Below are 22478 nucleotides of genomic sequence, written 5' to 3'. Positions count from 1 at the left end.
TGCCATGTCGCGTCTTGCCCCTACCCTCCGCCTGCTCGCCGCCGCCGCCCTCATCGCCACCCTCGGTGGCTGCGTGATCGCCGGCGATGTCCGCCCCTACCCGGCCATGGCGCCGGTGGAACCGATCATGCCGCCCTCGGCCCAGGCCACGGCCGGTGCGATCTACGCCGCCGGCCCTGGCCTGCAGCTTTACTCGGACCGGCGCGCCCGCGATGTGGGCGACCTGCTCACGATCACGCTGACCGAGAACACCACCGCGCAGACCACCGCCAACACCTCCACCTCGAAAGAGTCGGAGCTGAGCATCGGCACGCCGACCATCTTCGGCGCCCCGGTCACGCTCGGCGGCAAGGACATCCTCAGTGCCAGCGCCGCCGGTTCGCGCGATTTCACCGGCAAAGGCACCAGCGCGCAGAGCAACCGCCTGCAGGGCAGCGTGACGGTCACCGTGATCCAGCGCCTGCCCAACGGCAACCTGGTCGTGCAGGGCGCCAAGAACCTGCGCTTGAACCGGGGCGATGAGCTGGTGCAGGTGCAGGGCATCGTGCGCGCGGCGGACATCTTCCCGGACAACACCATTCCCTCCAGCCGCGTTGCCGATGCCCGCATCGTCTACGGCGGCCGCGGCGCGATCGCCCAATCCAACGCGATGGGCTGGCTGAGCCGCTTCTTCAACTCGGCGCTGGCGCCGTACTGAGCCTGACATGACCTTCTCCCTTTCCCTGTTCCGGCAGCGACGCATGGCGTACCCCCACGTGGCGAAGCAGCGACGCGCGGCGTCGCTCTACATGGTGACGCAACGCATGGTGTCGCACGGCGCGACGCGTGCCGTGCTGGCGCTGCTGGCGGTGTTCGCGCTGGTCGCGCCCGCCTCCGCCGAGCGCATCAAGGACCTGGCCCAGGTCGGCGGCGTGCGTGGCAACGCGCTGGTCGGCTACGGTCTGGTGGTCGGCCTGGATGGCAGCGGCGACCGCACCAGCCAGGCGCCCTTCACGGTGCAGAGCCTGAAGAACCTGCTGGGCGAGCTGGGCGTCAACGTGCCGGCCAACGTCAATCCGCAGTTGAAGAACGTGGCGGCCGTGGCCATCCATGCCGAGCTGCCGCCGTTCGCCAAGCCCGGCCAGCCGATCGACATCACCGTTTCCTCGGTAGGCAACGCGGTCTCGCTGCGCGGCGGTTCGCTGTTGATGGCGCCGCTGCGCGGTGCCGATGGGCAGGTCTACGCCATCGCCCAGGGCAACCTGATCGTGGGCGGCTTCGGTGCGCAGGGCAAGGATGGCTCGCGCGTGTCGGTCAACGTGCCCAGCGTCGGGCGTATTCCCAATGGCGCCACCGTCGAGCGTGCGCTGCCGGATGTCTTCAGCGGCGGTGGCGACATCACCCTGAACCTGCACAAGAACGACTTCACCACGGTCTCGCGGATGGTGGCGGCACTCAACAATGCCTTCGGTGAAGGCGCCGCGCGTGCCATCGATGGCGTCACCGTGGCGGTCAACGCGCCGTCCGACCCGGGCGCACGCATCGGCCTGCTGGCGCGCATCGAGAACCTGGAACTGACCCCCGGCAGTGCGCCGGCCAAGGTGGTGGTCAATTCGCGTACCGGCACGGTGGTGATCGGCGCACAGGTGCGCGTGGGCGCCGCGGCGATCTCCCATGGCTCGCTGACCGTGACCATCAACGAGAACGCCAACGTCAGCCAGCCGGGCGCGTTCAGTGGTGGCCAGACCGTGGTGACACCGCAGTCCACCATCACCGCCACCAACGATGGCAGCCGCATGTTCAAGTTCAACGGCGGCACCACCCTGGATGAAATCGTGCACGCGGTGAATGCCGTGGGCGCGGCCCCGGGCGATCTGATCGCCATCCTGGAAGCCCTCAAGCAGGCCGGCGCGCTCAGTGCCGAACTCGAGGTGATCTGACATGCGCATCCAACCGGCCCTGGAACTCAATCCCGCCCAGCCCAACAGCCCGGCCAAGGTCGACAAGGTTGCCCGCCAGCTGGAAGGCCAGTTCGCGCAGATGCTGATCAAGAGCATGCGCGAGGCGAGCTTCGGTGATTCGCTGTTCCCCGGCGAAAACACCATGTTCCGCGAGATCTACGACCAGAAGATCGCCGATGCGATGACCCGCGGCCGCGGCCTGGGGCTGTCGAGCATGATCGCGCGCCAGCTGGGCGGCGCCGAGGGCGAGACGGCCAAGCCGGTTGATACCACGCTCAACCCGGCTGCGGCCCTGCGTGCCTATCAACTCAATGCACCGGCCGCCGGCATGCCGTTGCCGGCCAGCACCGCGCCGTCCGCGCCACGCGAGGTCGACCTGCTGCAGCAGTTGAACGGCGATGCACCGTCCGCGGTGCTGCAGCCGATGGAACGCGCGCTGGACCTGATTGCCGGCCGTGAAAGCAGCCAGATGCACGAGGCGATCGGCCGCAGCGATCCCTATGCGGCGACCCCTGTGACCGATCCAGCCAGCGCCGACTGGGCCATGGCCGATGACCGCTGGAGCGGCGTCAACCGCACTACGGCCACCGGCCCGAGCGCCGCCGATACCCTGGCGGCCAACACAGCCGCCGCCGAGCTCGGCCCGCACACGCCGGAAGGCTTCGTGGCCAGCATCTGGGGCCATGCGCAGCAGGCCGCGCGCGAACTGGGCGTGGATGCCAAGGCGCTGGTCGCCCAGGCCGCGCTGGAAACCGGCTGGGGCCGCAAGCTGGTCCGCCGCAGTGGCGGTGACAGCTCGCACAACCTGTTCGGGATCAAGGCCAATGGCTGGCAGGGTGAGCGCGCCACCAGCGGCACCCACGAGTACGTCAACGGTGTGCGCCGCAACGAGACGGCGAGCTTCCGCGCCTACAACTCGGTGGGCGAGAGCTTCGCCGACTACGTGCGCCTGCTCAAGACCAGTCCGCGCTACCAGAACGCCCTGCAGGCCGGCAGCAACGTGCGCAGCTTTGCGCAGGGGCTGCAGCGCGCCGGCTACGCCACCGACCCGACCTACGCGGCCAAGATCGCCGCGATCGCCGGCGGCCCGACCATCGAGCGCGCCGTCGCGGCGGTGAGCGATGCCGGCGAGCGCCTGGGCCGCACTTTTGCCAGCACCGCCAGCCCGACCGGGCTGGGTTTCATCCGTCGTTGAGGTAACCCATGTCCAGCGTACTCTCCACCGGCACCAGCGCCCTGCTCGCTTTCCAGCGGGCCCTGGCGACCACCAGCCACAACGTCGCCAACATCAAAACGCCCGGCTACAGCCGGCAGAAGGTGGACTTCGCCACCGCCAACCCGCAGAACTACGGGTATGGCGACGTCGGCAATGGCACCCGCATCACCGATGTCCGCCGCGTGGCGGACCAGCTGGCCATCTCGCGCCTGCTCGATGGCAGCGGTGAGCTGGCGCGCCTGAAGCAGTTGTCCACGATGGCCGACCGGGTCGATGCCATGTTCTCCGACGCCTCCACCAACGTCGCCGGGGTCTGGTCGAACTTCTTCGATTCGGTCAGCGGACTCTCATCCAACGCCTCGGGCAGCGCCGACCGGCAGAACGTGCTGGACAGCGGCAAGACGCTGGCCAACCGCTTCCAGCAGCTCAATACACAGCTCAACAACCTCAATGGCGAGGTCAACAACGGCCTCATCGCCGGCGCCACCGAGATCAACCGGTTGGCCCAGGAGATCGCCCAGCTCAATGGTTCCATCGGCAGCAACGCCGCCACGGCGGCCCCGGACCTGCTCGATCGCCGTGACCAGCTGATCGCCAACCTGGTCGGCTACACCGGCGGCAACGCGGTGATGCAGGACGGCGGCATCATGAATGTCTACACCGCCGGCGGCCAGGCCCTGGTGGTGGGCACCACCGCCTCCAAGGTCACCACCGTCACCGATCCGTACCAGCCCGAGCGGCTGCAGCTGGCGCTGGAGAGCCAGGGCCAGAAGATCAACATTGATGGCAAGACCCTCGGCGGCCAGATCGGTGGCCTGCTGGAGTTCCGCAATACCGTCCTGACCCCGGCCCAGGCCGAGCTGGGCAAGCTGGCGATCGGCATGGCCAGCAGCTTCAACGACGTCCACCGCCAGGGCGCGGATCTGTACGGCAACATGGGCGGCGACTTCTTCGCCATCGGCAACCCACGCATCACCGCCAACAGCAGCAACACCGGCACGGCCAGCATGAGCGCCAGCTTCGGCGACCTCGCCAAGCTGGATGGCCAGAACATCGTGATGAAGTTCGATGGCACCCAGTGGCAGGCCACCCGCGCCGACACCGGCGCCACGATCCCGATGACCGGCACCGGCACCGCAGCCGACCCGCTGGTGCTCAATGGCGTCAGCCTGGTCATGAGTGGTACGCCGGCCAAGGACGACCGCTTCCTGCTGCAGCCCACCGCAGGCGTGGCCGGCAGCATGGAAGTGGCGATCACCGACACCTCGCGCATTGCCGCCGCCGCGCCGATCAAGGGCAGCGCCGCGATGGCCAACACCGGCACCGGCAAGCTCACCGGGGTCAAGGTGACCGATGCCGGCAACCCGGCGCTGCGTAATCCTGCGGCGATCGTGTTCACCAGTGCCACCGAATACACGATCGATGGCGTCGGCCCGAACACCTACACCGCCGGGCAGACCATCACCGCCAACGGCTGGAGCTTCGTGCTGGACGGTGCTCCCAAGCAGGGGGATACCTTCAACATCGGGCCGACCCCGGCCGGTTCTTCGGACAACAGCAATGCGCTGCTGCTGGCCAAGGTCGAAGACGCCAAAACGTTCAACGCAGGCACGGTGACGCTCAGCGGCGCGCTGGGCGGCTTGACCACCCAGGTCGGCGCCGCCGCCCGCTCGGCCGAGTACTCGCTGCAGGCCCAGCAGGTGATCACCGATCAGGCCCAGGCCGCACGCGACTCGATATCCGGCGTGAACCTGGATGAGGAAGCGGCCGACATGCTTCGCCTTCAACAGGCTTACCAGGCTGCATCGCAGCTGATCTCCACCGCCGACACCATGTTCCAGACGATCCTGGGAGCCGTACGCTCATGAACAACCGCATCTCCACCGGCATGATGTTCAACCAGTCGGTTTCGCTGATGCTGGCCAAGCAGGCCAAGCTGAACCATCTGGAGAACCAGATCGCCACCGGGAGCAAGATCGTCTCCGCCAAGGACGACCCGGTCTCGGCCGGCGCTGCGGTCGGCCTGGATCGTGTCGTCGCCGGGCTGGAGCAGTTGGGCAAGAACGCCAACAACGTCCAGAACCGCCTCGGCATGCAGGAGAACGCGTTGGCGCAGGTCAACGACCTGATGTCGCGCGCGGTCGAGCTGAGCATCCAGGCCAACAGCCCGGTGCCCAAGAGCAGCGACCTGAAGGCCATCGTCAGCGAGCTGAAGACCATCCAGCAGAGCCTGTTGTCGCTGGCCAATTCCAAGGACGGCAGTGGCCGCTACCTCTTCGGCGGAAACAACGATGCTGACGCCCCCTTCCTGCTCACCGGGGGCAGTGTCAGCTACACCGGTGACCAGAGCCAGCGACAGGTGGAGGTCGCCCCCGGGCAACTGGTATCCGATGCCCTGCCCGGCAGCGACATCTTCATGCGCATCCGCACCGGCGATGGCACGGTGGATGCCAGTGCGAGCGCCGGCAACACCGGCAGCGGTCTGCTGACCTCGGTCAGTCGCGACGGCACCGGCGCGTGGGCAGGCGGTTCGCTGACCGTGCACTTCACCGATGCCGGTGAGGGCGCCTACGAGGTTCTGGACGCCGGCGGCGCCGTGGTCGGCACTGGCACGCATGCTGCCGGGGAAGACATCGTGGTCGCCGGTGTTCGTCTTCGTATCGAAGGCAAGCCCGCTGCCGGCGATGCGTTCAACGTCGGCGATGCGGAGACACGCGACATCTTCTCCACCCTGGACAAGCTGGTCAGCGCGCTGGAAACCGATCCGTCGACCGACAGCGATCGCGCGGCACTGCAGAACACCCTGCAGTCCAGCATCCGCGACATCACCCGCGCATCGGAAAACATGATCGATGCGCGTGCCAAAGGCGGAGCCCAGCTGGCCGCCATCGACAGCGCGGCCAGTGCGCGTGAATCCACCGCTGTCACCGTCAAATCCACGCTGTCGACCATGCGTGACCTCGACTACGCCGATGCCATCGGCCAGTACAAGCTGGAGAGCGCCGCTCTCCAGGCTGCACAGACCATTTTCAGCCAGATGCAATCGATGTCCCTCTTCAACATGATCCGCTGATCCCCCCTCCCTTCATCTGAATCCACGCAGGGCGCATCCCGCGCCAGACCCACCCGACCCGAATCGAGCACCCACGGAGACGCAACATGGCACAGATCATCAACACCAACACGATGTCGCTGAATGCTCAGCGCAACCTGACCACCAGCAGCAACTCGCTGGCCACCTCCATCCAGCGCCTGTCGTCCGGCCTGCGCATCAACAGCGCCAAGGATGACGCGGCCGGCCTGGCGATCTCCGAGCGCTTCACCACCCAGATCCGTGGCCTGAACCAGGCTGCCCGCAACGCCAACGACGGCATTTCGCTGGCGCAGACTGCTGAAGGCGCGCTGGGCGAAGTCGGCAACAACCTGCAGCGCATCCGCGAGCTGGCCGTGCAGGCCCGCAGCGCCACCAACTCCTCTTCCGATCGCCAGGCGCTGAATGCCGAAGTGCAGTTGCTGAAGCAGGAAATCCAGCGCGTGGCCGAACAGACCACGTTCAACGGCACAAATCTGCTCGACGGCAGCTTCACCAACCAGGCCTTCCAGATCGGTGCCGATCAGGGCCAGACGATCAGCATTTCGCAGATCGCCAATGCGAATGTACATAAGCTGGGCAGCTGGACCAGTGCCTCGACGAACGCCTCTGCTCAGGGCGTCATGCCGGACGGTGGTGCCGTCAAGGCGGAAGCGTCCATCTCGGCAGTGTCCGGCGTCTTCCAACCGGTCGCTGCGGGTGGTACGGACGCGTACAACCTTACTGTCGGCGGCGTAGAGATCCTGGGCCGCGCAGCCGGCACTGCTGTCTCGGCGGGTGAAATGCAGACGGCGATCGACGCCAAGACTGAGCAGCTCAAGGCCGCCGGCATCACCGTTACGGGTACCGTCACGGGTGGGGATATCCAGTTCAGCCGCGCAGATGGCGGCAACTTCACCATTACCCAGACCGGCGGCGGCTTCGACGGCGGCACGTTTGCAGCCGCCGTCAATAACGGGATCGAAGCCACACCGGCAACCTTTGGCAAGACCAGCTTCACCATCACCGGCACCGTGAATGGCGCCCCCGGTCAGGCAGTGACCATCGACCTGGACAGTGCCAAGACCGCCGCAGAGCGCTCGACTCAGATGGTCAACGCCATCAATGCCAAGACCCATGAAACTGGCGTAAGCGCGTCGCTGGTGGATGGGGCGCTGAAGCTGACGTCGAAGGACGAGAACTTCACCGTCGGTGCCATCGGCACGGACCAGACCGCGGCTGCGGCTGCGTTGGCGCAGCAGACCGGCCTGACCGCCGGTGCCACCACCAACTACGCCGCGGGCACTGCTCAGGTTGGCTTCGCCGAGTTGGACATTTCCAACCAGGAGAACGCTGACAACGCCATCCTCGCAATGGACGCTGCGTTGAATTCCATCAACTCGGCCCGCGCGGACCTGGGCGCGATCCAGAACCGATTCACCTCGACCATCGCCAACCTGAACACCACCTCGGAAAACCTTTCCGCCGCGCGCAGCCGTATCCGCGACGTGGACTACGCACAGGAAACCGCCGAGCTCACCCGGGGCCAGATCCTGCAGCAGGCGGGCACGGCCATGCTGGCCCAGGCCAACCAGGTGCCGCAGAACGTGTTGCGACTGCTGCAGTCGTAAGCCGCCGCCGGTGACAAGCTCTGAACGGGCCCCGCCATGCAGATGGCGGGGCCTTTTCGTTGGCCGCCACGAAAAAAACGGGAAAGACCGCTAAAGGCAGGGCGTGGGGTGCCGTTATTGATTTCAGCAGCGGTAGCACACCCCTTGGTGGGGCGCCAGCCACTGCCCCCCGAAACCGGTCAGGCTGCTCTGCCGGACACACTGCCAACAAGGAAACCGCACCATGGCACAAGTCATCAACACCAACACCATGTCGCTGAACGCCCAGCGCAACCTGAGCACCAGCGGCACCAACCTGGCCACCACGATCCAGCGCCTGTCCTCCGGCCTGCGCATCAACAGCGCCAAGGATGACGCGGCCGGCCTGGCCATTTCCGAGCGCTTCAGCACCCAGATCCGCGGCGCCAACCAGGCCGCCCGCAACGCCAACGACGGCATCTCGCTGGCCCAGACCGCCGAAGGCGCCCTGGGTGAAATTGGCAACAACCTGCAGCGCGTCCGTGAGCTGGCCGTGCAGTCGCGCAGCGCCACCAACTCGGATTCGGACCGCCAGGCGCTGAACGCTGAAGTCCAGCTGCTGAAGCAGGAAATCCAGCGCGTCGCCGAACAGACCAACTTCAACGGCACCAGCCTGCTAAACGGCAAGTTCACCAACCAGGCCTTCCAGATCGGTGCCAACCAGGGCGAAACGATCAACATCTCGCAGATTGCGAACGCCAACATCAGCAAGCTGGGCAGCTGGACCAGCGCAACGCAGTCTGCGTCGACCGCTGGCGGTCTCCCGAACGGTGGCGCCGCCGCCGCCGATGCCAACGTGTCCGCGGCGAGCGGTGCCTTCACCAGCGCAGTGTCCAATGCAGCTGGCCAGAGCTTCAGTCTCTCGGTCGGCTCGGTTGAGATCCTTTCGCGCACGCAGGTCGGCGCCACTGCGGAGACAGTTGATGACGCAGCGATCGATGCCGCACTGACGGCTGACAAGATTGCGGAGCTGAAGGCGGCTGGCATCACCGTCAGTGGCAAGGCTGCAGACGATGACCTGAAGTTCACCAAGGCTGATGGCACCGCGTTCGAAATCAAGCTGACCAGCGACTTCAATACCGCCGGTGCATTTGCTGGCACTGGATTCGTGGGTGATCAGGACAATGGCGAAGCCGCAGTCGCTGCGAGCTTTGGCAAGACCAGCTTCACCATCTCCGGTACGCTCGATGGCAAGCCCACGTCGGCAGTATCTATCGACCTGGATCCGGCGAAGTCTGCCGGTGACCGCGCAACCCAGATTGTCAACGCCGTCAATGCCAAGACCCACGAAACCGGCGTGAGCGCCTCGCTCGTCGAGGGCAAGGTCCAGCTGACCGGCAAGGAGGGCAACTTCACCGTCGCCTCCACCGCAAACGACGCCGCCGGAAACGCCGCTCTGAAGGAGCAGACCGGCCTGACCACCGGCACCACCAACAACTACTCGGCAGGCAGCGCAAAGGACGGCTTTGCCGATATGGACATTTCCTCGGTCGGCGGTGCGGACAACGCCATCCTGGCGATGGACGCCGCGCTGAACTCGATCAACTCGGCCCGTGCTGACCTGGGCGCCATCCAGAACCGCTTCACCTCGGTGGTTGCGAACCTGAACACCTCGTCGGAGAACATGTCCGCCGCCCGTAGCCGTATCCGCGACGTGGACTACGCTTCGGAAACCGCCGAGCTGACCCGCAACCAGATCCTGCAGCAGGCCGGTACCGCCATGCTGGCACAGGCCAACCAGTCCAGCCAGAACGTGCTGAGCCTGCTGCGCTGATCCAGCAGTAGTACCTTGCAGTAACGGGAAGGGGGCGAAAGCCCCCTTCTTCGTGTCCGGAGCAAACGTGGCACGGAGCTTGCAGCACGCAGGGATGCGCCCAGGCGCTCAAGCTCGTCCATCAACAGCCGATAGCAGATGCAGGACATCCGCACGGCCCGCCCCAGAACAAGGATCCCCTTCATGGCCCTCGGCACGATTGGCTCCGGCCTCGACATTCCCTCCCTGGTTTCACAGCTGGTCGCCAAGGAGCGCGAACCCCGGGAAAAGCAGATCAATACCGCCGGCGTGGCCGCCAGCGCCAAACTCTCGGCGCTCGGCACCATCAAGAGCGGCATGACCGGTCTGCAGACGGCGCTGACCACGCTGACAAAGGGCATGGCAACCCCCGGGCTGAAGACCAGCACGCCGACCGAGTCCAACTTCACCGCTGCATTGGATACCAGCACCACCGCTGGAAAAGCGGCAGCGGGTACCCACCAGGTGGAAGTCAAATCCCTGGCACAGAACCAGAAGCTGAGTTCGAAGGCCTATGAGAAAGAAGCGGTCGTCGGTGACGGTACGCTGACGATCGGCTATGGCGACAAGAGCATCAGTGTCACCATCGAAGCGGGCGCAACGCTGGCCAAGATCGCGGCCGAGATCAATTCCGCCGCCGCCAGCAAGGGCGTGACCGCGGCGGTCGTCACCGCCGACGATGGCGAGCACCTGGTGCTGACGGCGGTGGACGCCGGCACCAAGGGTGCCCTCAAGGTCAGCGCCAGCGGCGGCAACGGCGGGCTTGCGGCGCTGCAGTACGACGGTACCGATGCCTCGACGATGGACGTGATGGTCGAAGCCAAGGATGCGGTGGTGGTGGTGGACGGGTTCACCCGGACCAGCAGCTCCAACACCATTACCGATCTGGTGCCGGGCGTCAGCCTGACCTTGACCAAGGCCAAGGAAGGCGAGACCCAGACGCTGACCATCAGCCCGGATAACAGCACGCTCAAGACCAACCTCAACGCGTTCATCACCGCCTACAACTCCATCCAGTCCACGCTGAAAAACTCCAGCGCCTACAACGCCGAAACCGGCACCGCCTCGACCATGACCGGCGATGCAATGGTGCGCGGCCTGCAGCAGCAGCTGCGCGGGCAGATAAGCGCGAACGTCAACGACCTCAAGGCGCTGGGCGTGACGATCGCCGCCGATGGCACCCTGAGCCTCAACTCGACCACGCTCGATACGGCGTTGTCCAAGAATCCCGAGGCCGCAACGAAACTGTTCGGGGCCGATGGCGCCATGGGCAAGCCGATGACCGAGCTGCTCAAGAGCAACCTCGATGCGACCACGGGCACCATCACCCAGCGCACCAGCTCGCTCAACAAACAGATCAAGGCGCTGGAAAAGCAACTGGACGACCTGGATGCGCGGATGGAAAAAGTCTCCGATCGCTACACCAAGCAGTTCACCGCCATGGAATCGCTGGTCACCCAGATGCAATCGGCCAGCAGCTCGCTGGCCTCGCAGCTGACCAGCTGATCCGCCCCGCCTTCCCCCTTTGCATACGGCAGCCTCAAGTCGGCGGCCGTATGCGCCGATAACCCAGTAAGACCTGTGCCACGCTGCGTCAACCGCGCAGGTACTCCGGCACGCAGGCAACTCAGGAGAGTCCATACATGTACGGTCCCAATCGGCAGTTCGCCGAGCAGTACCGCAAAGTCGGCGTCACCACTTCAGTGGTCGATGCCGATCCGCACAAGCTCGTCGCCCTGCTGCTGGCTGGCGCCTGCGAGCGTATCCGTACGGCCGAAGCATCGCTGCAGCGCAATGACCAGCCGCGCAAGGGTAAGGCGATCGGCGAAGCCTGCGCCATCGTCGGGCACCTCAACGGTTCGCTGGATCATGAGGCCGGCGGCGAGATCGCGGCCAACCTTTCGGCACTCTACGATTTCATCATCATGCGCCTGACCGAGGCCAACCTGCACAACGATCCAACGGCGTTGAAAGAGGCCCTTGGACTGGTGATGGAAATCGACTCGGCGTGGAACGCCATCCCGGCTGACCACCGGCAGGTGCGGCCGGTTGCTGCGCCATGAACCTGCGCCCGCTCCACGACACTCTGGATACCCTGGAAGCTGCATTGCCCAGCGGCGACCACGAAGCCAGCCAACGCCTGATGACCGACCATCTGCAGGCGGTTGCGGCGCTGTCACTGGTGGTGGAACGCCCGACCGATGCTGCGATCCAGGCGTTGCGCGACCATCAGCAGCGCGTGCTTTCGCGCATGGTCCAGCTGCGCGACGAAGCTGCCGCGCAGTTGCAGCACAGCGGTCGCTCCCTCCGCGCCGCCCACGCCTACCTGCAGGCAGAGGCGCTGTGATCGCCTCGCTCGGCTCGATCAACGCACGGCTGGATGCACTGGAAGCGGCCCTGCACGATGAGAACCTCGTCGAAGCGGGTCGCCAGCTGGATGCCCTCGATGCCGCCCAGCGCAATTATCTGGCCGGTCCATCAGCCCTGTTCGACGTGCCGGGGCTGGCTTCACTACAGGCACGCCAGCAGCGCATCATGCTGTTCATGATGCGGCAGCGCGAAGGAGCCAGCCGCTCTGGCCGTGACCATCGCCACCCACCCCGCGCCGCACAGGCGCGCCTTTGCGCAGAATCCCTGTCATGAACGAACTTCGCACCAGCGCCATCCATCACCCGGCCGAAAGCGAGCTGTTCGATGAGACGCTGAGCTGCGAAGTGGCGCTGCCGGCCGAGTTCCGCATCGGCAGCGCGGTGATCCGCCCCGGCACGGCCGAGACCCTGCTGCGCAGCGTGGCGCTGGTGGAGGATGCCCGCGGCGATGACGGGCATGACGAGCGCAGCGATGCCACCCTGCAGGTGCAGCGCCTGGAAGCCAAGCTCGATCTGGTCATGGTGCTGCTGGGCCGCCTGGTCCGGCAGAGTGCGCAGGACCTGCCACTGCGCCCCCTGCGCTGGTCACGCCGTGGCATCCGCCTGGAACAGGGCAGCCGCAGCGGCGCCGCGCCGGGCAACATGGGCGTCATCCGCCTACAGCCCTGCGATTGGCTGCCCGACCATATCGACCTGCCCGTGGTGATCGTGGCCGAAGCGGCCAATGGCTCCGGCGCGCACTATCTGTGGCTGCGTTTCGAAGGGCTCAGCGATGCGCTGGAGATGGCCCTGGAGCGGCATCTGTTCCGGCTGCACCGTCGCCAGATCGCAGAAGCACGTCGCCTGCGTTGACCGTACGGCCCCGACTGTGACGCATTCGGCTTGGCGGTAGGCCTTCACTCCGTTAAGGTGACGGCCTCCCCGCTCCCCAAGCAGCCTGTGCGCGTTCTCATCGTCGATGATCACACCCTGGTCCGTGCCGGCCTCAGCCGTCTGCTGCAGGGCTTTGCCGACGTCGAGGTCATCGCCGAGGCCAGCAACGCCGAGCAGGCGCTGCAGCTGAGCGTGCAGCATTCCCCGGATGTCGTCCTGATGGACCTGTCCCTGCCCGGCCGTACCGGGCTGGAGGCCCTGAGCGACATTCTCCTGCGGACGCCCGGCTCGCGCGTGGTGATGATGACCATGCACGACGATGCCGTGCACGTTCGCGATGCGCTGGATCGTGGCGCGGTCGGCTTCGTGGTCAAGGATGCCGCGCCGCAGGAACTGGAACTGGCATTGCGCGCCGCGCATGCCGGCCAGGTGTTCCTGAGCCCGCAGATCTCGGCCAAGATGCTCGCCCCCATGCTGGGCAGGGAAAAACCGGTTGGAGTCGCAGCCCTGTCGCCACGGCAGCGCGAGATCCTGCGCCGTATCGGCAAGGGCGAGAGCAACAAGGAAATCGCCGCGGACCTGGGCATCAGCGTCAAGACGGTGGAAACCCATCGCGCCCGGATGATGGAATCGCTGGGCTGCCGCCGCGCCAATGACCTGGTGCTGCTCGCTGCCCGTCACCAGCACGAGCTGGAGTGACCAGCGCCGGTTCTCCGGCACACACGTCTTCCCCGTCACGCAGGGTGACGGATTTTTGAAGCCCGGTCGGCAGGCTGGGCACGGAAAGACAAGGCCTGCGCGCCAACGCCCGTCAAAATACCGCGCCGATGTCGGGATATCCCCTACACGCTGTCAGGCATTTGACGACCCGACTCAGGAACCCCCTGATTCCCGGCGTACGGGAACACAAGCAAGATGTGTTCCATAACGCACCGGGGAGTCGGTGCGAACGGGGAACCACCTTGAAAGCCTCCATGTCGACCCAGATGGGTCAGCAGCTTCACCTCACCCCTCAGCTTCTGCAGTCCATCCGTCTGCTGCAGCTGGACGGCATGCAGCTGGAACTGGAAATCCGCCGCGCGTTGGAGACCAACCCGCTGCTGGAACTGGAAGAGGCGCCGGAACCGGTCGCTGCCGACACCGATCCGGCCAGCACCACCCAGGACGTGGCCGCCTTCGACGAACTGCCGGAATCCTCCCTGTGGGACGTGCCCGGTGCCGGCTGGCAGGACGGCGACGATGACCGCATGCAGCGCGTGGCGGCCGGTGAGTCGTCCGATCCGCAGCTGCGCGCCCTGCAGCGCCTGGCGATGGAAATGGATGCCCGCGAGCTGGCCGTGGCCGGTTTCTGGCTGGAGCACTGCGACGACGCCGGCTATCTGGATGCCCCGCTCGCCCAGCTGACCCTGCTGGCCAGTGCGCGCTGCGATGTGGATGCGGCCGGCGTGGAAGCGGTGCGCCAGCAGATCCTGCACGGCGATCCGGTCGGCCTGGCCGCCCAGGACCTGCATGAATGCCTGAGCGTGCAGCTGCGCTGCCTGCCCGGCCGTGTGCCGGCCCGCCACCTCGCCCAGCGTGTGCTCGACGACGGCCTGGCCGCGCTGGCCGCACACGACTACCCGGCCCTGGCCAAGCAGCTGGATGCCGAAGTCGCCGACATCCATGAAGCCGTCCGCCTGATCCTCTCGCTGCAGCCGCGCCCGGGTGAGAGCCTGCTGCCGGACAGCAACGGGGTGGTGATCCCGGACGTGATCGCCTGGCACGCCGATGGCCAGTGGCGCGTCGCACTCAACCCGGCCACCAGCCGCCGCCTCAGCATCAACCCGCAGTACGAGCAGGCGCTGGCCGAGACCAGCGACGCCGCACAGCCGCTGCGCGACATGATGCAGGAGGCCCGCTGGCTGACCCGCGGTCTGTCGATGCGCTACGACACGCTGCTGCGCACCGCGCGGGTGATCATCGAGCGCCAGGCCGGCTTCCTGACCCGTGGCGAAGAAGCGATGGCACCGCTCACGCTGAAGGAAGTGGCCGACGAAATCGGCATGCACGAGTCCACCGTCTCGCGCATCACCACCGGCAAGTACCTGCAGACCCCGCGCGGCACCCTGGAACTGAAGCACTTCTTCGCGGTGCGCCTGGAAGGTGCCAGTGTCTCCGGCCAGGCCGTGAAAGCGATGGTGCGCCGCCTGATCGAGTCCGAACCGGCCGCCCGGCCGCTGGCCGACGAAGCGATCGCCGGCCTGCTCTCGCGCCAAGGGGTGAACATCGCCCGCCGTACCGTTGCAAAATACCGCGAACAACTGGACATCGCCCCGGCGCGCGAACGCCGCCGCAGCCATGCCAGCACCCCGCACCTCCTGGCCCGGGTGGGCTGAAGGAAATGGAAGACATGAACAAGCTCACCGTCCTGCTGGTCGACGACCACGAAGGTTTCATCAATGCCGCCATGCGCCACTTCCGCAAGGTCGACTGGCTCGACGTGATCGGCAGCGCCGCCAATGGCCTGGAAGCGATCGAACGCTCCGAGTCGCTGCGCCCGAAGGTGGTGCTGATGGATCTGGCCATGCCGGAGATGGGCGGCCTGCAGGCGACCCGCCTGATCAAATCCCAGGATGATGCGCCGTACATCGTCATCGCCAGCCACTTCGATGACGCCGAACACCGCGAGCATGCGCTGCGCGCCGGGGCCGACAACTTCGTCAGCAAGCTGTCCTACATCCAGGAAGTGATGCCGATCCTGGAAGGCCTGAAGGGGAACGGATCATGAGCGAATCCCGCATCCTGGTACTGGACAACGACGCCGTCCGCGCCGAGCGCACCGTCGCCCTGCTGGAATTCATGGACTTCAACCCGCGCTGGGTGGCCGATGCCAACGACTTCGACATCACCCGCCACCGCCCGAACGACTGGATGGCCGCGATCATCGGCGGGCTGGACAATTCCGACCGCAGCGATGCACTGTTTGCCTGGCTGGGCAAGGGCGCGCTGCCGCCGCCGGTCATGCTGATCGACGGTGACACCACTGCTTTCGCCCAGCAGTACGGCCTGCACGAAGCCAATGTGTGGCCGCTGGAAGCGCCGCTGCGCCATGCACAGATGGAAGGCCTGCTGCGTCGCGCCAGCCTCAAGCGCCTGGATGCCGAGCACCAGGCCGGCGCCGTGCAGGAACAGGGTCCGACCGGTGAAGGTGCGGCGGTCACCCAGCTGCGCCGGATGATCGAGCAGGTGGCCGCGTTCGACACCACCGTGCTGGTGCTGGGTGAATCGGGCACCGGCAAGGAAGTGGTGTCGCGCTCCATCCACCAGCGCTCGCCGCGTCGCGATGGTCCGTTCGTGGCGATCAACTGCGGCGCGATTCCGCCGGATCTGCTGGAAAGCGAGCTGTTCGGTCACGAAAAAGGCGCCTTCACCGGCGCGCTGAGCGCACGCAAGGGCCGTTTCGAAATGGCCGAGGGTGGCACCCTGCTCCTCGATGAAATCGGCGACATGAGCCTGCCGATGCAGGTCAAGCTGCTGCGCGTGCTGCAGGAGCGCAGCTTCGAGCGCGTGGGTGGCAACCAGACCATCCGCTGCAACGTGCGCGTGATCGCCGCGACCCACCGCGACCTGGAGTCACGTATCGCCGACGGCAAGTTCCGCGAGGATCTGTTCTATCGCCTCAACGTGTTTCCCATCGATGTGCCGGCCCTGCGCGAGCGCAGCGAAGACCTGCCGGCGCTGGTGACCACCATTGCCGGGCAGTTGGCCCGTACCGGCCGCGGTGAAGTGCGTTTCACCGGCGAAGCCCTGCAGGCGCTGGCCGCCTACGAATGGCCGGGCAATGTGCGCGAGCTGACCAACCTGGTGGAACGCCTGGCCGTGCTGCACCCCAGCGGCAACGTGCGCGTGCAGGATCTGCCGGCCCGCTATCGCGGCGACTTCGCTGCTACCGCACCCGTGCCCGCGGCAGCAGCGCCGGCCCAGGCCGATGAGCGGCTGGACCTGCGCAGCTTCTCCTTCCACACCCCGGGTGCACCGGGCAGCACGGCCACGGACAACGGCACCGGCCCGGTCGCCCGCGCCCCGGCCCTGCCCGATGACGGCCTGGATCTGCGCAACCACATGGCCAGCATCGAGTTGAACCTGATCAACGAAGCGCTGGAGCGCACCCAGGGCGTCGTCGCCCATGCCGCCCAGCTGCTCGGCCTGCGCCGCACCACCCTGGTGGAAAAGCTGCGCAAGTACGGGATCGAACGCGACCAGACCGAACTGGCCGGCTGAGCGGGCCGGCACGCGGAAACCAGACGCCCGGGCATGTCCCGGGCTTTTTTGTTGCCACGACCGTCCGCCCCGCCGGTTTTCCGGCGTCGACTCTCCGGCACGGCGCGGCTTCACCCCGCCGCATGGGCACGCCGTCGCCCACACCGGTCAGGCCGCCACGCGCTTGGGGGCTGCGTGACGCGCAACCCCGCGCCACCGTTACAAAACTGAATCACTCATCCATTTCGGCACGGCACTTGCAACGTCTCCCGGTGTAACCCACCCCTGCTTCGGAACGTTCCAGATGTCGCACTCCGTCACCTCGATCCTTTCTCAGATCCGCACCTTCCAGACCCAGATGGGGCAGCCCGCCGTCAGCCCGCTGACGGAGCTGCCGCGCAGCAATGCCATCCAGGGTCTGGTGTCCCCCCAGGAGATCCAGGGCCCGAGCTTCACCGAAACGCTGCGCGGCGCCATCGCCGGCGTCAACGACGCCCAGCAGAAATCCGGCGCACTGGCCAAGGCCTTCGAACTGGGTGAACCCGGTGCAGACCTGGCCAAGGTCATGGTCGCCTCGCAGCAGTCCCAGATCGCCTTCCGCGCCACCGTGGAAGTCCGCAACCGTCTCGTCCAGGCTTACCAGGACGTGATGAACATGCCGCTGTAAGGATAGAAACGCATGGCCCTGTCGCTCTCCAAAGAATCGCTGAACACCGAAAAGGCTGGGCAGTGGTTCGACCGGCTGCAAAGCCTGCAGATCACCCGTCGGCTTGGCCTGATGGCGATGATCGCCGTGGCCGTGGCGGCAGGCCTGTTCGTGTTCTTCTGGTCGCAGAAGCCGGGCATGGTGCCGCTGTACACCGGGCTGGACCAGAAGGCCACGGCCGAGGCCACCGACCTGCTGCGCGCGGCACAGATTCCGTTCCAGCTGGATCCCGCCACCGGCGGCATCACCGTGCCGGAAAAGAACCTGCACGATGCGCGCCTGAAGCTGGCCGGCTCCGGCCTGACCGACAGCGGCCGCCTTGGCTTTGAGCTGATGGAGCGCGACCCGGGCTTCGGCGTCAGCCAGTTCATGGAGAACGCGCGGTACCAGCACTCGCTGGAAACCGAGCTGTCGCGCACGATCAATACGCTGCGCCCGGTCCGTGATTCGCGCGTGCACCTGGCCATCCCCAAGCCCAGCGCCTTCACCCGCCAACGCGACGTGGCCAGTGCCTCGGTGGTGCTGGAACTGCGCGGTGGCCAGCAGCTCGAACGCGGCCAGATCGATGCGATCGTGCACATGGTCGCCGCCAGCATCCCGGACCTGGCACCCGAGCGCGTTACCGTCGTCGACCAGAGCGGGCGCATGCTCAGCGTCTCCGATCCGAACAGCGAAGCGGCCATGAACGCCGCGCAGTTCGAACAGGTGCGCCGCCAGGAAACCTCGTTCAACCAGCGCATCCGCGAGCTGCTCGAGCCGATGACCGGCCCGGGCCGGGTCAACCCGGAAGTCAGCGTGGACATGGATTTTTCGGTGATCGAAGAAGCCCGTGAGCTCTACAACGGCGAGCCGCAGAAGCTGCGCAGCGAGCAGATGAGCGAAAACAGCAGCAACGTGCCCGGCCCGCAGGGCGTGCCCGGCGCCGCCAGCAACACCCCGCCCGGCCCGGCGGCCGCCCCGGCCACCGCGCAGGCACCGACGGAAACCTCCAAGAACGCCACCCGCAACTACGAGCTGGACCGCACTCTGCAGCACACCCGCCAACCGGCCGGTCGCATCAAGCGCGTGTCGGTGGCGGTGCTGGTGGACAACGTGCCGCGCGCCGGTGCCAACGGCAAGATGACCGACCAGGCCCTCTCCGCCGCCGAACTGACCCGCGTTGAAGCGCTGGTCAAGCAGGCGGTCGGCTTCGATGCCGAGCGTGGCGACACGGTCTCGGTGATGAATGCCCCGTTCGTGCGTGAGGTCACCCCGGTCGAAGGGCCGAAGTGGTGGGAGCTGCCGCAGGTACAGGACGCACTGCGTCTGCTGCTCGGCGCGATCGTGGTGCTGGCCCTGGTGTTCGGCGTGCTGCGCCCGGCGCTGCGCTCGATCACCGGGCAGACCAAGCCCAAGGACGACGCGCTGGAACCCCACAGTGCCGATGTGCAGCTGGTCGATGACGGCGAGGGCCTGCCCGCGATCGGCAGCGAACGCCTGCACGCGGCCGGACATGAACCGCTGGCATTGCCGGTGGACTCCTACGAGGAACGACTGCGCATGGCGCGTGAAGCTGTAAAGACCGATTCCAAACGCGTGGCCCAGGTGGTCAAGGGCTGGGTGGCCAATGATTGATGCACCTCCCCCGCTGACCGGCGTGCAGCGCGCCGCCGTCCTGCTGCTCTCGCTGGGTGAACTGGACGCGGCCGAAGTGCTGCGCCACATGGAGCCCAAGGAAGTCCAGAAGATCGGCATCGCCATGGCGACCATGACCGACATCACCCGCGAACAGGTCGAGCGGGTCATGGACCAGTTCGGCAGCGAGCTGGGCTCCAAGACCTCGCTGGGCGTGGGCTCGGACGACTACATCCGCAACATGCTGGTGCAGGCGCTGGGTACCGAAAAGGCCGGCAGCCTGATCGACCGCATCCTGCTGGGTCGCAACACCACCGGCCTTGACGCGCTGAAGTGGATGGATCCGCGTGCCGTCGCAGACCTGGTCCGCAATGAGCACCCGCAGATCATCGCCATCGTGATGGCCCACCTGGAAACCGACCAGGCCGCCGATGCGCTCAAGCTGCTGCCCGAGCGCACCCGGGTGGACGTGCTGCTGCGTATCGCCACGCTGGACGGCATTCCGCCGAACGCCCTCAATGAACTCAACGAGATCATGGAACGCCAGTTCGCCGGCAACCAGAACCTGAAGTCGTCCAACGTGGGCGGCGTGCAGTGCGCCGCCAACATCCTGAACTTCATGGACAGTGGGCAGGACCAGGCGATTCTGGGCGAAATCGCCCGCATCGATGCCCCGCTGAGCGGCCGCATCCAGGACCTGATGTTCGTGTTCGACGATCTGGTGGACCTGGACGACCGCGAGCTGCAGCTGGTGCTGCGCGAAGTCAGCGGCGAGCGCCTCGGCCTGGCCCTGCGCGGCGCCGACATCAAGGTGCGCGACAAGATCACCCGCAACATGTCCCAGCGTGCCGCTGAAATCCTGCTTGAAGACATGGAAGCCCGGGGCCCGGTGCGCCTGTCCGATGTGGAAGTGGCGCAGCGCGAGATCCTGGCCATCGTCAAGCGCATGGCCGATGAAGGCACGGTCACCATTGGTGGCAACGCGGAGGCCATGCTGTGAACAATGCCGTGCGCTGGCTTGCCCCGGATCTGCTGGCGGTGCCCGAGCCGCCACCGGAAGAACAGTTCGAGCTCACCGAACCCGATCCGGACCACGAGCCGGAGCCGCTGCTGCAGCTGCCCACCCTGGAGGAGATCCAGGCCATCCAGGACAGTGCCGAGAAGGACGGCTTCGATCAGGGCCACGCCGAAGGGCTGGCCCAGGGTCAGGCCGAGGTGCGCCGCCTGATCGCACAGATCGAAGGCATCCTGGACAACTTCAGCCGGCCGCTGGTGCGGCTGGAGAACGAAGTGGTCGCCGCGCTGGGCGAGCTGGCAGTGCGCGTGGCCGGCAACCTGGTCGGGCGGGCCTATGAAGCCGAGCCGGAACTGCTGGCGCAGCTGGTCAACGAAGCGGTGGATGCCGTCGGCGGCGCGAGCCGCGATGTGGAAGTGCGCCTGCACCCGGACGACATCGCCGCGCTGGCCCCGGTGCTCAACCTGGCACCGAACCAGCGCCTGACCCCGGACCTGAGCCTGAGCCGCGGCGACCTGCGCGTGCATGCCGAGGCCGTGCGCATCGACGGCACCCTGGATGCACGCCTGCGCGGCGCCCTGGATGCGGTCATCCGCAAAGCCGGAACCACCCCATGAACACCGATACCCTGCCCCCACCCGCCGATTGGACCGCCGCCCGCAACCTGCGGCTGGCCTCGCGGCTGGACAACATCCGCCCGGATACCGCGCACGGCCGTGGCCTGATCCGCGAGGGCGTGCTGCGCCGCGCGGTCGGCCTGACGCTGGAGGCGGTCGGCTGCGAGGCACCGATGGGTGCCAGCTGCAAGGTGGAAGTTGCCGATGGCGGCTGGGTCGATGCCGAAGTGGTCGGCTTCGCCGGTGAACGCACCTACCTGATGCCCAGCGCCGAACTGCACGGCCTGCTGCCCAATGCGCGGGTTGTGCCCTCGCTCGGCCGCGGTGGCGTGGAAGTGGGCGAAGGCCTGCTCGGCCGCGTGATCGACAGCGACGGCGTGCCGCTGGATGGCAAGGGCCCGATCCGCGCCGAAGGCACCGTCGGCATGGCCGGCGTCTCGATCAACCCGCTCGCGCGCGAGCCGATCACCCAGCCACTGGACGTGGGCGTGCGTGCGATCAACGCGCTGCTGCCGATCGGTCGCGGCCAGCGTGTCGGCCTGTTCGCAGGCTCCGGTGTCGGTAAATCGACCCTGCTGGGCATGATGACCCGCTACACCGCCGCCGATGTCATCGTGGTGGGCCTGATCGGCGAACGTGGCCGCGAGGTCCGCGATTTCGTGGAAAGCACGTTGGGCGAAGAAGGCCTGCGCCGCGCCGTGGTGGTGGCGGCCCCGGCCGACCGCCCGCCGCTGGCCCGCCTGCACGGTGCCTACCGCGCCACCGCGATCGCCGAGTGGTTCCGCGACCAGGGGTTGAACGTGCTGTTGCTCATGGACTCGCTGACCCGCTTCGCCCAGGCCCAGCGCGAGATCGGCCTGTCCGTCGGTGAGCCGCCGACCACCCGCGGCTATCCGCCCTCCGTATTCGCCAAGCTGCCCGCACTGGTTGAACGCGCGGGCAATGGCGCCAAGGGCCGCGGCTCGATCACCGCGTTCTACACCGTGCTGACCGAAGGCGATGATCCGCAGGATCCGATCGCCGATGCCGCACGCGCGATTCTTGACGGCCACATCCTGCTCTCGCGCCGCGTCGCCGACAGCGGCCTGTACCCCGCCATCGACGTGGAGTCCTCGGTCAGCCGCGTGGTCACGGAAATTGCCGACGAACCGTGGCGCCTGCGCATCCGCAAGCTCAAACGGCTGGTGTCGGCGTACTCGTCCAACCGCGACCTGATCGCGATCGGCGCCTACCAGCGCGGTAATGACCCGGCCACCGACGAAGCGCTGGAGCGCTGGTCGGACATCGTTGAATTCCTCGGTCAGGACGTCGGCAAGGCCGCCGACCTGCCGCACAGTCAGGCCGCCCTCAAGCGGCTGGTGGAACCAGAGACTTAAGC

At 66.8% G+C, this 22478-nt stretch carries 21 protein-coding genes; all 21 read left to right on the top strand.

All coding sequences use genetic code 11. The annotated features are described in order from the left end of the window. The first annotated feature begins 4 nt into the window (after nt 1-4). The 21 genes from flgH to C0R07_RS06640 all read left to right on the top strand — a co-directional run bounded on the left by flgH (nt 5) and on the right by C0R07_RS06640 (nt 22476). Nucleotides 5-697 (top strand): flagellar basal body L-ring protein FlgH, encoded by a 693-nt coding sequence (gene flgH, locus C0R07_RS06740; protein ID WP_046272458.1) that lies wholly within the window; start codon nt 5-7, stop codon nt 695-697. Nucleotides 698-803: 106 nt separating this feature from the next. Continuing rightward, nucleotides 804-1919 carry a flagellar basal body P-ring protein FlgI gene (locus C0R07_RS06735; protein ID WP_070427339.1) on the top strand — a complete coding sequence of 372 codons (1116 nt, stop codon included), beginning with the start codon at nt 804-806 and terminating at the stop codon, nt 1917-1919. 1 nt (nt 1920) lies between these two features. After that, nucleotides 1921-3135: a flagellar assembly peptidoglycan hydrolase FlgJ gene (flgJ, locus tag C0R07_RS06730; RefSeq protein ID WP_102788469.1), complete on the top strand. Its 1215-nt coding sequence runs from the start codon at nt 1921-1923 to the stop codon at nt 3133-3135. Between the two features lie 8 nt (nt 3136-3143). Continuing rightward, complete coding sequence (flgK, locus tag C0R07_RS06725; protein WP_070471597.1) at nt 3144-5024, top strand: flagellar hook-associated protein FlgK; 1881 nt, start codon at nt 3144-3146, stop codon at nt 5022-5024. Continuing rightward, the gene (gene flgL, locus C0R07_RS06720) at nt 5021-6229 is read left to right on the top strand and encodes a flagellar hook-associated protein FlgL (RefSeq protein WP_019184785.1); all 1209 of its coding nucleotides are present in this window, start codon (nt 5021-5023) and stop codon (nt 6227-6229) included. Before flgK ends, flgL begins: the two co-directional genes overlap by 4 nt. 86 nt (nt 6230-6315) lie before the next feature. Continuing rightward, the gene (locus tag C0R07_RS20215; protein WP_102788468.1) at nt 6316-7857 is read left to right on the top strand and encodes a flagellin; all 1542 of its coding nucleotides are present in this window, start codon (nt 6316-6318) and stop codon (nt 7855-7857) included. Between the two features lie 223 nt (nt 7858-8080). Beyond that, nucleotides 8081-9649, top strand: a complete 1569-nt coding sequence (locus C0R07_RS06710) for a flagellin (RefSeq protein ID WP_102788467.1) — start codon at nt 8081-8083, stop codon at nt 9647-9649. Between the two features lie 183 nt (nt 9650-9832). Next, nucleotides 9833-11173, top strand: coding sequence for a flagellar filament capping protein FliD (gene fliD / locus C0R07_RS06705; protein ID WP_102788466.1), 1341 nt, complete (start codon nt 9833-9835; stop codon nt 11171-11173). Between the two features lie 137 nt (nt 11174-11310). Continuing rightward, entirely contained in the window at nt 11311-11730 is a 420-nt protein-coding gene (gene fliS / locus C0R07_RS06700) for a flagellar export chaperone FliS (RefSeq protein ID WP_019184789.1), read from the top strand. Beyond that, nucleotides 11727-12014: a hypothetical protein gene (locus tag C0R07_RS06695; protein WP_019184790.1), complete on the top strand. Its 288-nt coding sequence runs from the start codon at nt 11727-11729 to the stop codon at nt 12012-12014. Before fliS ends, C0R07_RS06695 begins: the two co-directional genes overlap by 4 nt. After that, nucleotides 12011-12310 carry a hypothetical protein gene (locus C0R07_RS06690; RefSeq protein WP_019184791.1) on the top strand — a complete coding sequence of 100 codons (300 nt, stop codon included), beginning with the start codon at nt 12011-12013 and terminating at the stop codon, nt 12308-12310. The genes C0R07_RS06695 and C0R07_RS06690 overlap by 4 nt, the downstream gene beginning before the upstream one ends. Further along, complete coding sequence (locus C0R07_RS06685) at nt 12307-12888, top strand: PilZ domain-containing protein (RefSeq protein ID WP_102788465.1); 582 nt, start codon at nt 12307-12309, stop codon at nt 12886-12888. The genes C0R07_RS06690 and C0R07_RS06685 overlap by 4 nt, the downstream gene beginning before the upstream one ends. 87 nt (nt 12889-12975) lie before the next feature. Next, entirely contained in the window at nt 12976-13608 is a 633-nt protein-coding gene (locus C0R07_RS06680; protein ID WP_026070039.1) for a response regulator, read from the top strand. Nucleotides 13609-13871: 263 nt separating this feature from the next. Next, nucleotides 13872-15284 (top strand): RNA polymerase factor sigma-54, encoded by a 1413-nt coding sequence (gene rpoN / locus C0R07_RS06675; protein WP_102788464.1) that lies wholly within the window; start codon nt 13872-13874, stop codon nt 15282-15284. Between the two features lie 14 nt (nt 15285-15298). After that, nucleotides 15299-15676 (top strand): response regulator, encoded by a 378-nt coding sequence (locus C0R07_RS06670; protein ID WP_026070040.1) that lies wholly within the window; start codon nt 15299-15301, stop codon nt 15674-15676. Then, nucleotides 15673-17169 carry a sigma-54 dependent transcriptional regulator gene (locus C0R07_RS06665; RefSeq protein ID WP_102788463.1) on the top strand — a complete coding sequence of 499 codons (1497 nt, stop codon included), beginning with the start codon at nt 15673-15675 and terminating at the stop codon, nt 17167-17169. Before C0R07_RS06670 ends, C0R07_RS06665 begins: the two co-directional genes overlap by 4 nt. A gap of 283 nt (nt 17170-17452) precedes the next feature. Continuing rightward, a complete protein-coding gene (fliE, locus tag C0R07_RS06660; RefSeq protein ID WP_070427326.1) occupies nt 17453-17815 on the top strand; it encodes a flagellar hook-basal body complex protein FliE in 363 nt (120 codons plus the stop codon). Nucleotides 17816-17827: 12 nt separating this feature from the next. After that, on the top strand, nt 17828-19468 hold the full coding sequence (fliF, locus tag C0R07_RS06655) for a flagellar basal-body MS-ring/collar protein FliF (protein ID WP_019184798.1): 1641 nt from the start codon (nt 17828-17830) through the stop codon (nt 19466-19468). Nucleotides 19469-19481: 13 nt separating this feature from the next. Next, complete coding sequence (fliG, locus tag C0R07_RS06650; RefSeq protein ID WP_026070041.1) at nt 19482-20468, top strand: flagellar motor switch protein FliG; 987 nt, start codon at nt 19482-19484, stop codon at nt 20466-20468. Continuing rightward, the gene (locus C0R07_RS06645; protein WP_046274284.1) at nt 20465-21100 is read left to right on the top strand and encodes a FliH/SctL family protein; all 636 of its coding nucleotides are present in this window, start codon (nt 20465-20467) and stop codon (nt 21098-21100) included. The genes fliG and C0R07_RS06645 overlap by 4 nt, the downstream gene beginning before the upstream one ends. After that, a complete protein-coding gene (locus C0R07_RS06640) occupies nt 21097-22476 on the top strand; it encodes a FliI/YscN family ATPase (RefSeq protein ID WP_102788462.1) in 1380 nt (459 codons plus the stop codon). Before C0R07_RS06645 ends, C0R07_RS06640 begins: the two co-directional genes overlap by 4 nt. The last annotated feature ends 2 nt before the right edge of the window (nt 22477-22478 follow it).

This window comes from Stenotrophomonas bentonitica, from assembly GCF_002887735.1.
Taxonomy (GTDB): Bacteria; Pseudomonadota; Gammaproteobacteria; order Xanthomonadales; family Xanthomonadaceae; genus Stenotrophomonas; species Stenotrophomonas bentonitica_A.
Note: the sequence above shows the minus strand (reverse complement) of the source record. Positions and strands in the feature narration are given on the sequence as shown.

Excerpts from the sequence above, each read along its gene's own strand:
- flgH (WP_046272458.1), top strand. The coding sequence starts at position 5 with ATGTCGCGTCTTGCCCCTACCCTCCGCCTGCTCGCCGCCGCCGCCCTC.
- C0R07_RS06735 (WP_070427339.1), top strand. The coding sequence starts at position 804 with ATGGTGTCGCACGGCGCGACGCGTGCCGTGCTGGCGCTGCTGGCGGTG.
- flgJ (WP_102788469.1), top strand. The coding sequence starts at position 1,921 with ATGCGCATCCAACCGGCCCTGGAACTCAATCCCGCCCAGCCCAACAGC.
- flgK (WP_070471597.1), top strand. The coding sequence starts at position 3,144 with ATGTCCAGCGTACTCTCCACCGGCACCAGCGCCCTGCTCGCTTTCCAG.
- flgL (WP_019184785.1), top strand. The coding sequence starts at position 5,021 with ATGAACAACCGCATCTCCACCGGCATGATGTTCAACCAGTCGGTTTCG.
- C0R07_RS20215 (WP_102788468.1), top strand. The coding sequence starts at position 6,316 with ATGGCACAGATCATCAACACCAACACGATGTCGCTGAATGCTCAGCGC.
- C0R07_RS06710 (WP_102788467.1), top strand. The coding sequence starts at position 8,081 with ATGGCACAAGTCATCAACACCAACACCATGTCGCTGAACGCCCAGCGC.
- fliD (WP_102788466.1), top strand. The coding sequence starts at position 9,833 with ATGGCCCTCGGCACGATTGGCTCCGGCCTCGACATTCCCTCCCTGGTT.
- fliS (WP_019184789.1), top strand. The coding sequence starts at position 11,311 with ATGTACGGTCCCAATCGGCAGTTCGCCGAGCAGTACCGCAAAGTCGGC.
- C0R07_RS06695 (WP_019184790.1), top strand. The coding sequence starts at position 11,727 with ATGAACCTGCGCCCGCTCCACGACACTCTGGATACCCTGGAAGCTGCA.
- C0R07_RS06685 (WP_102788465.1), top strand. The coding sequence starts at position 12,307 with ATGAACGAACTTCGCACCAGCGCCATCCATCACCCGGCCGAAAGCGAG.
- C0R07_RS06670 (WP_026070040.1), top strand. The coding sequence starts at position 15,299 with ATGAACAAGCTCACCGTCCTGCTGGTCGACGACCACGAAGGTTTCATC.
- C0R07_RS06665 (WP_102788463.1), top strand. The coding sequence starts at position 15,673 with ATGAGCGAATCCCGCATCCTGGTACTGGACAACGACGCCGTCCGCGCC.
- fliE (WP_070427326.1), top strand. The coding sequence starts at position 17,453 with ATGTCGCACTCCGTCACCTCGATCCTTTCTCAGATCCGCACCTTCCAG.
- fliF (WP_019184798.1), top strand. The coding sequence starts at position 17,828 with ATGGCCCTGTCGCTCTCCAAAGAATCGCTGAACACCGAAAAGGCTGGG.
- C0R07_RS06640 (WP_102788462.1), top strand. The coding sequence starts at position 21,097 with ATGAACACCGATACCCTGCCCCCACCCGCCGATTGGACCGCCGCCCGC.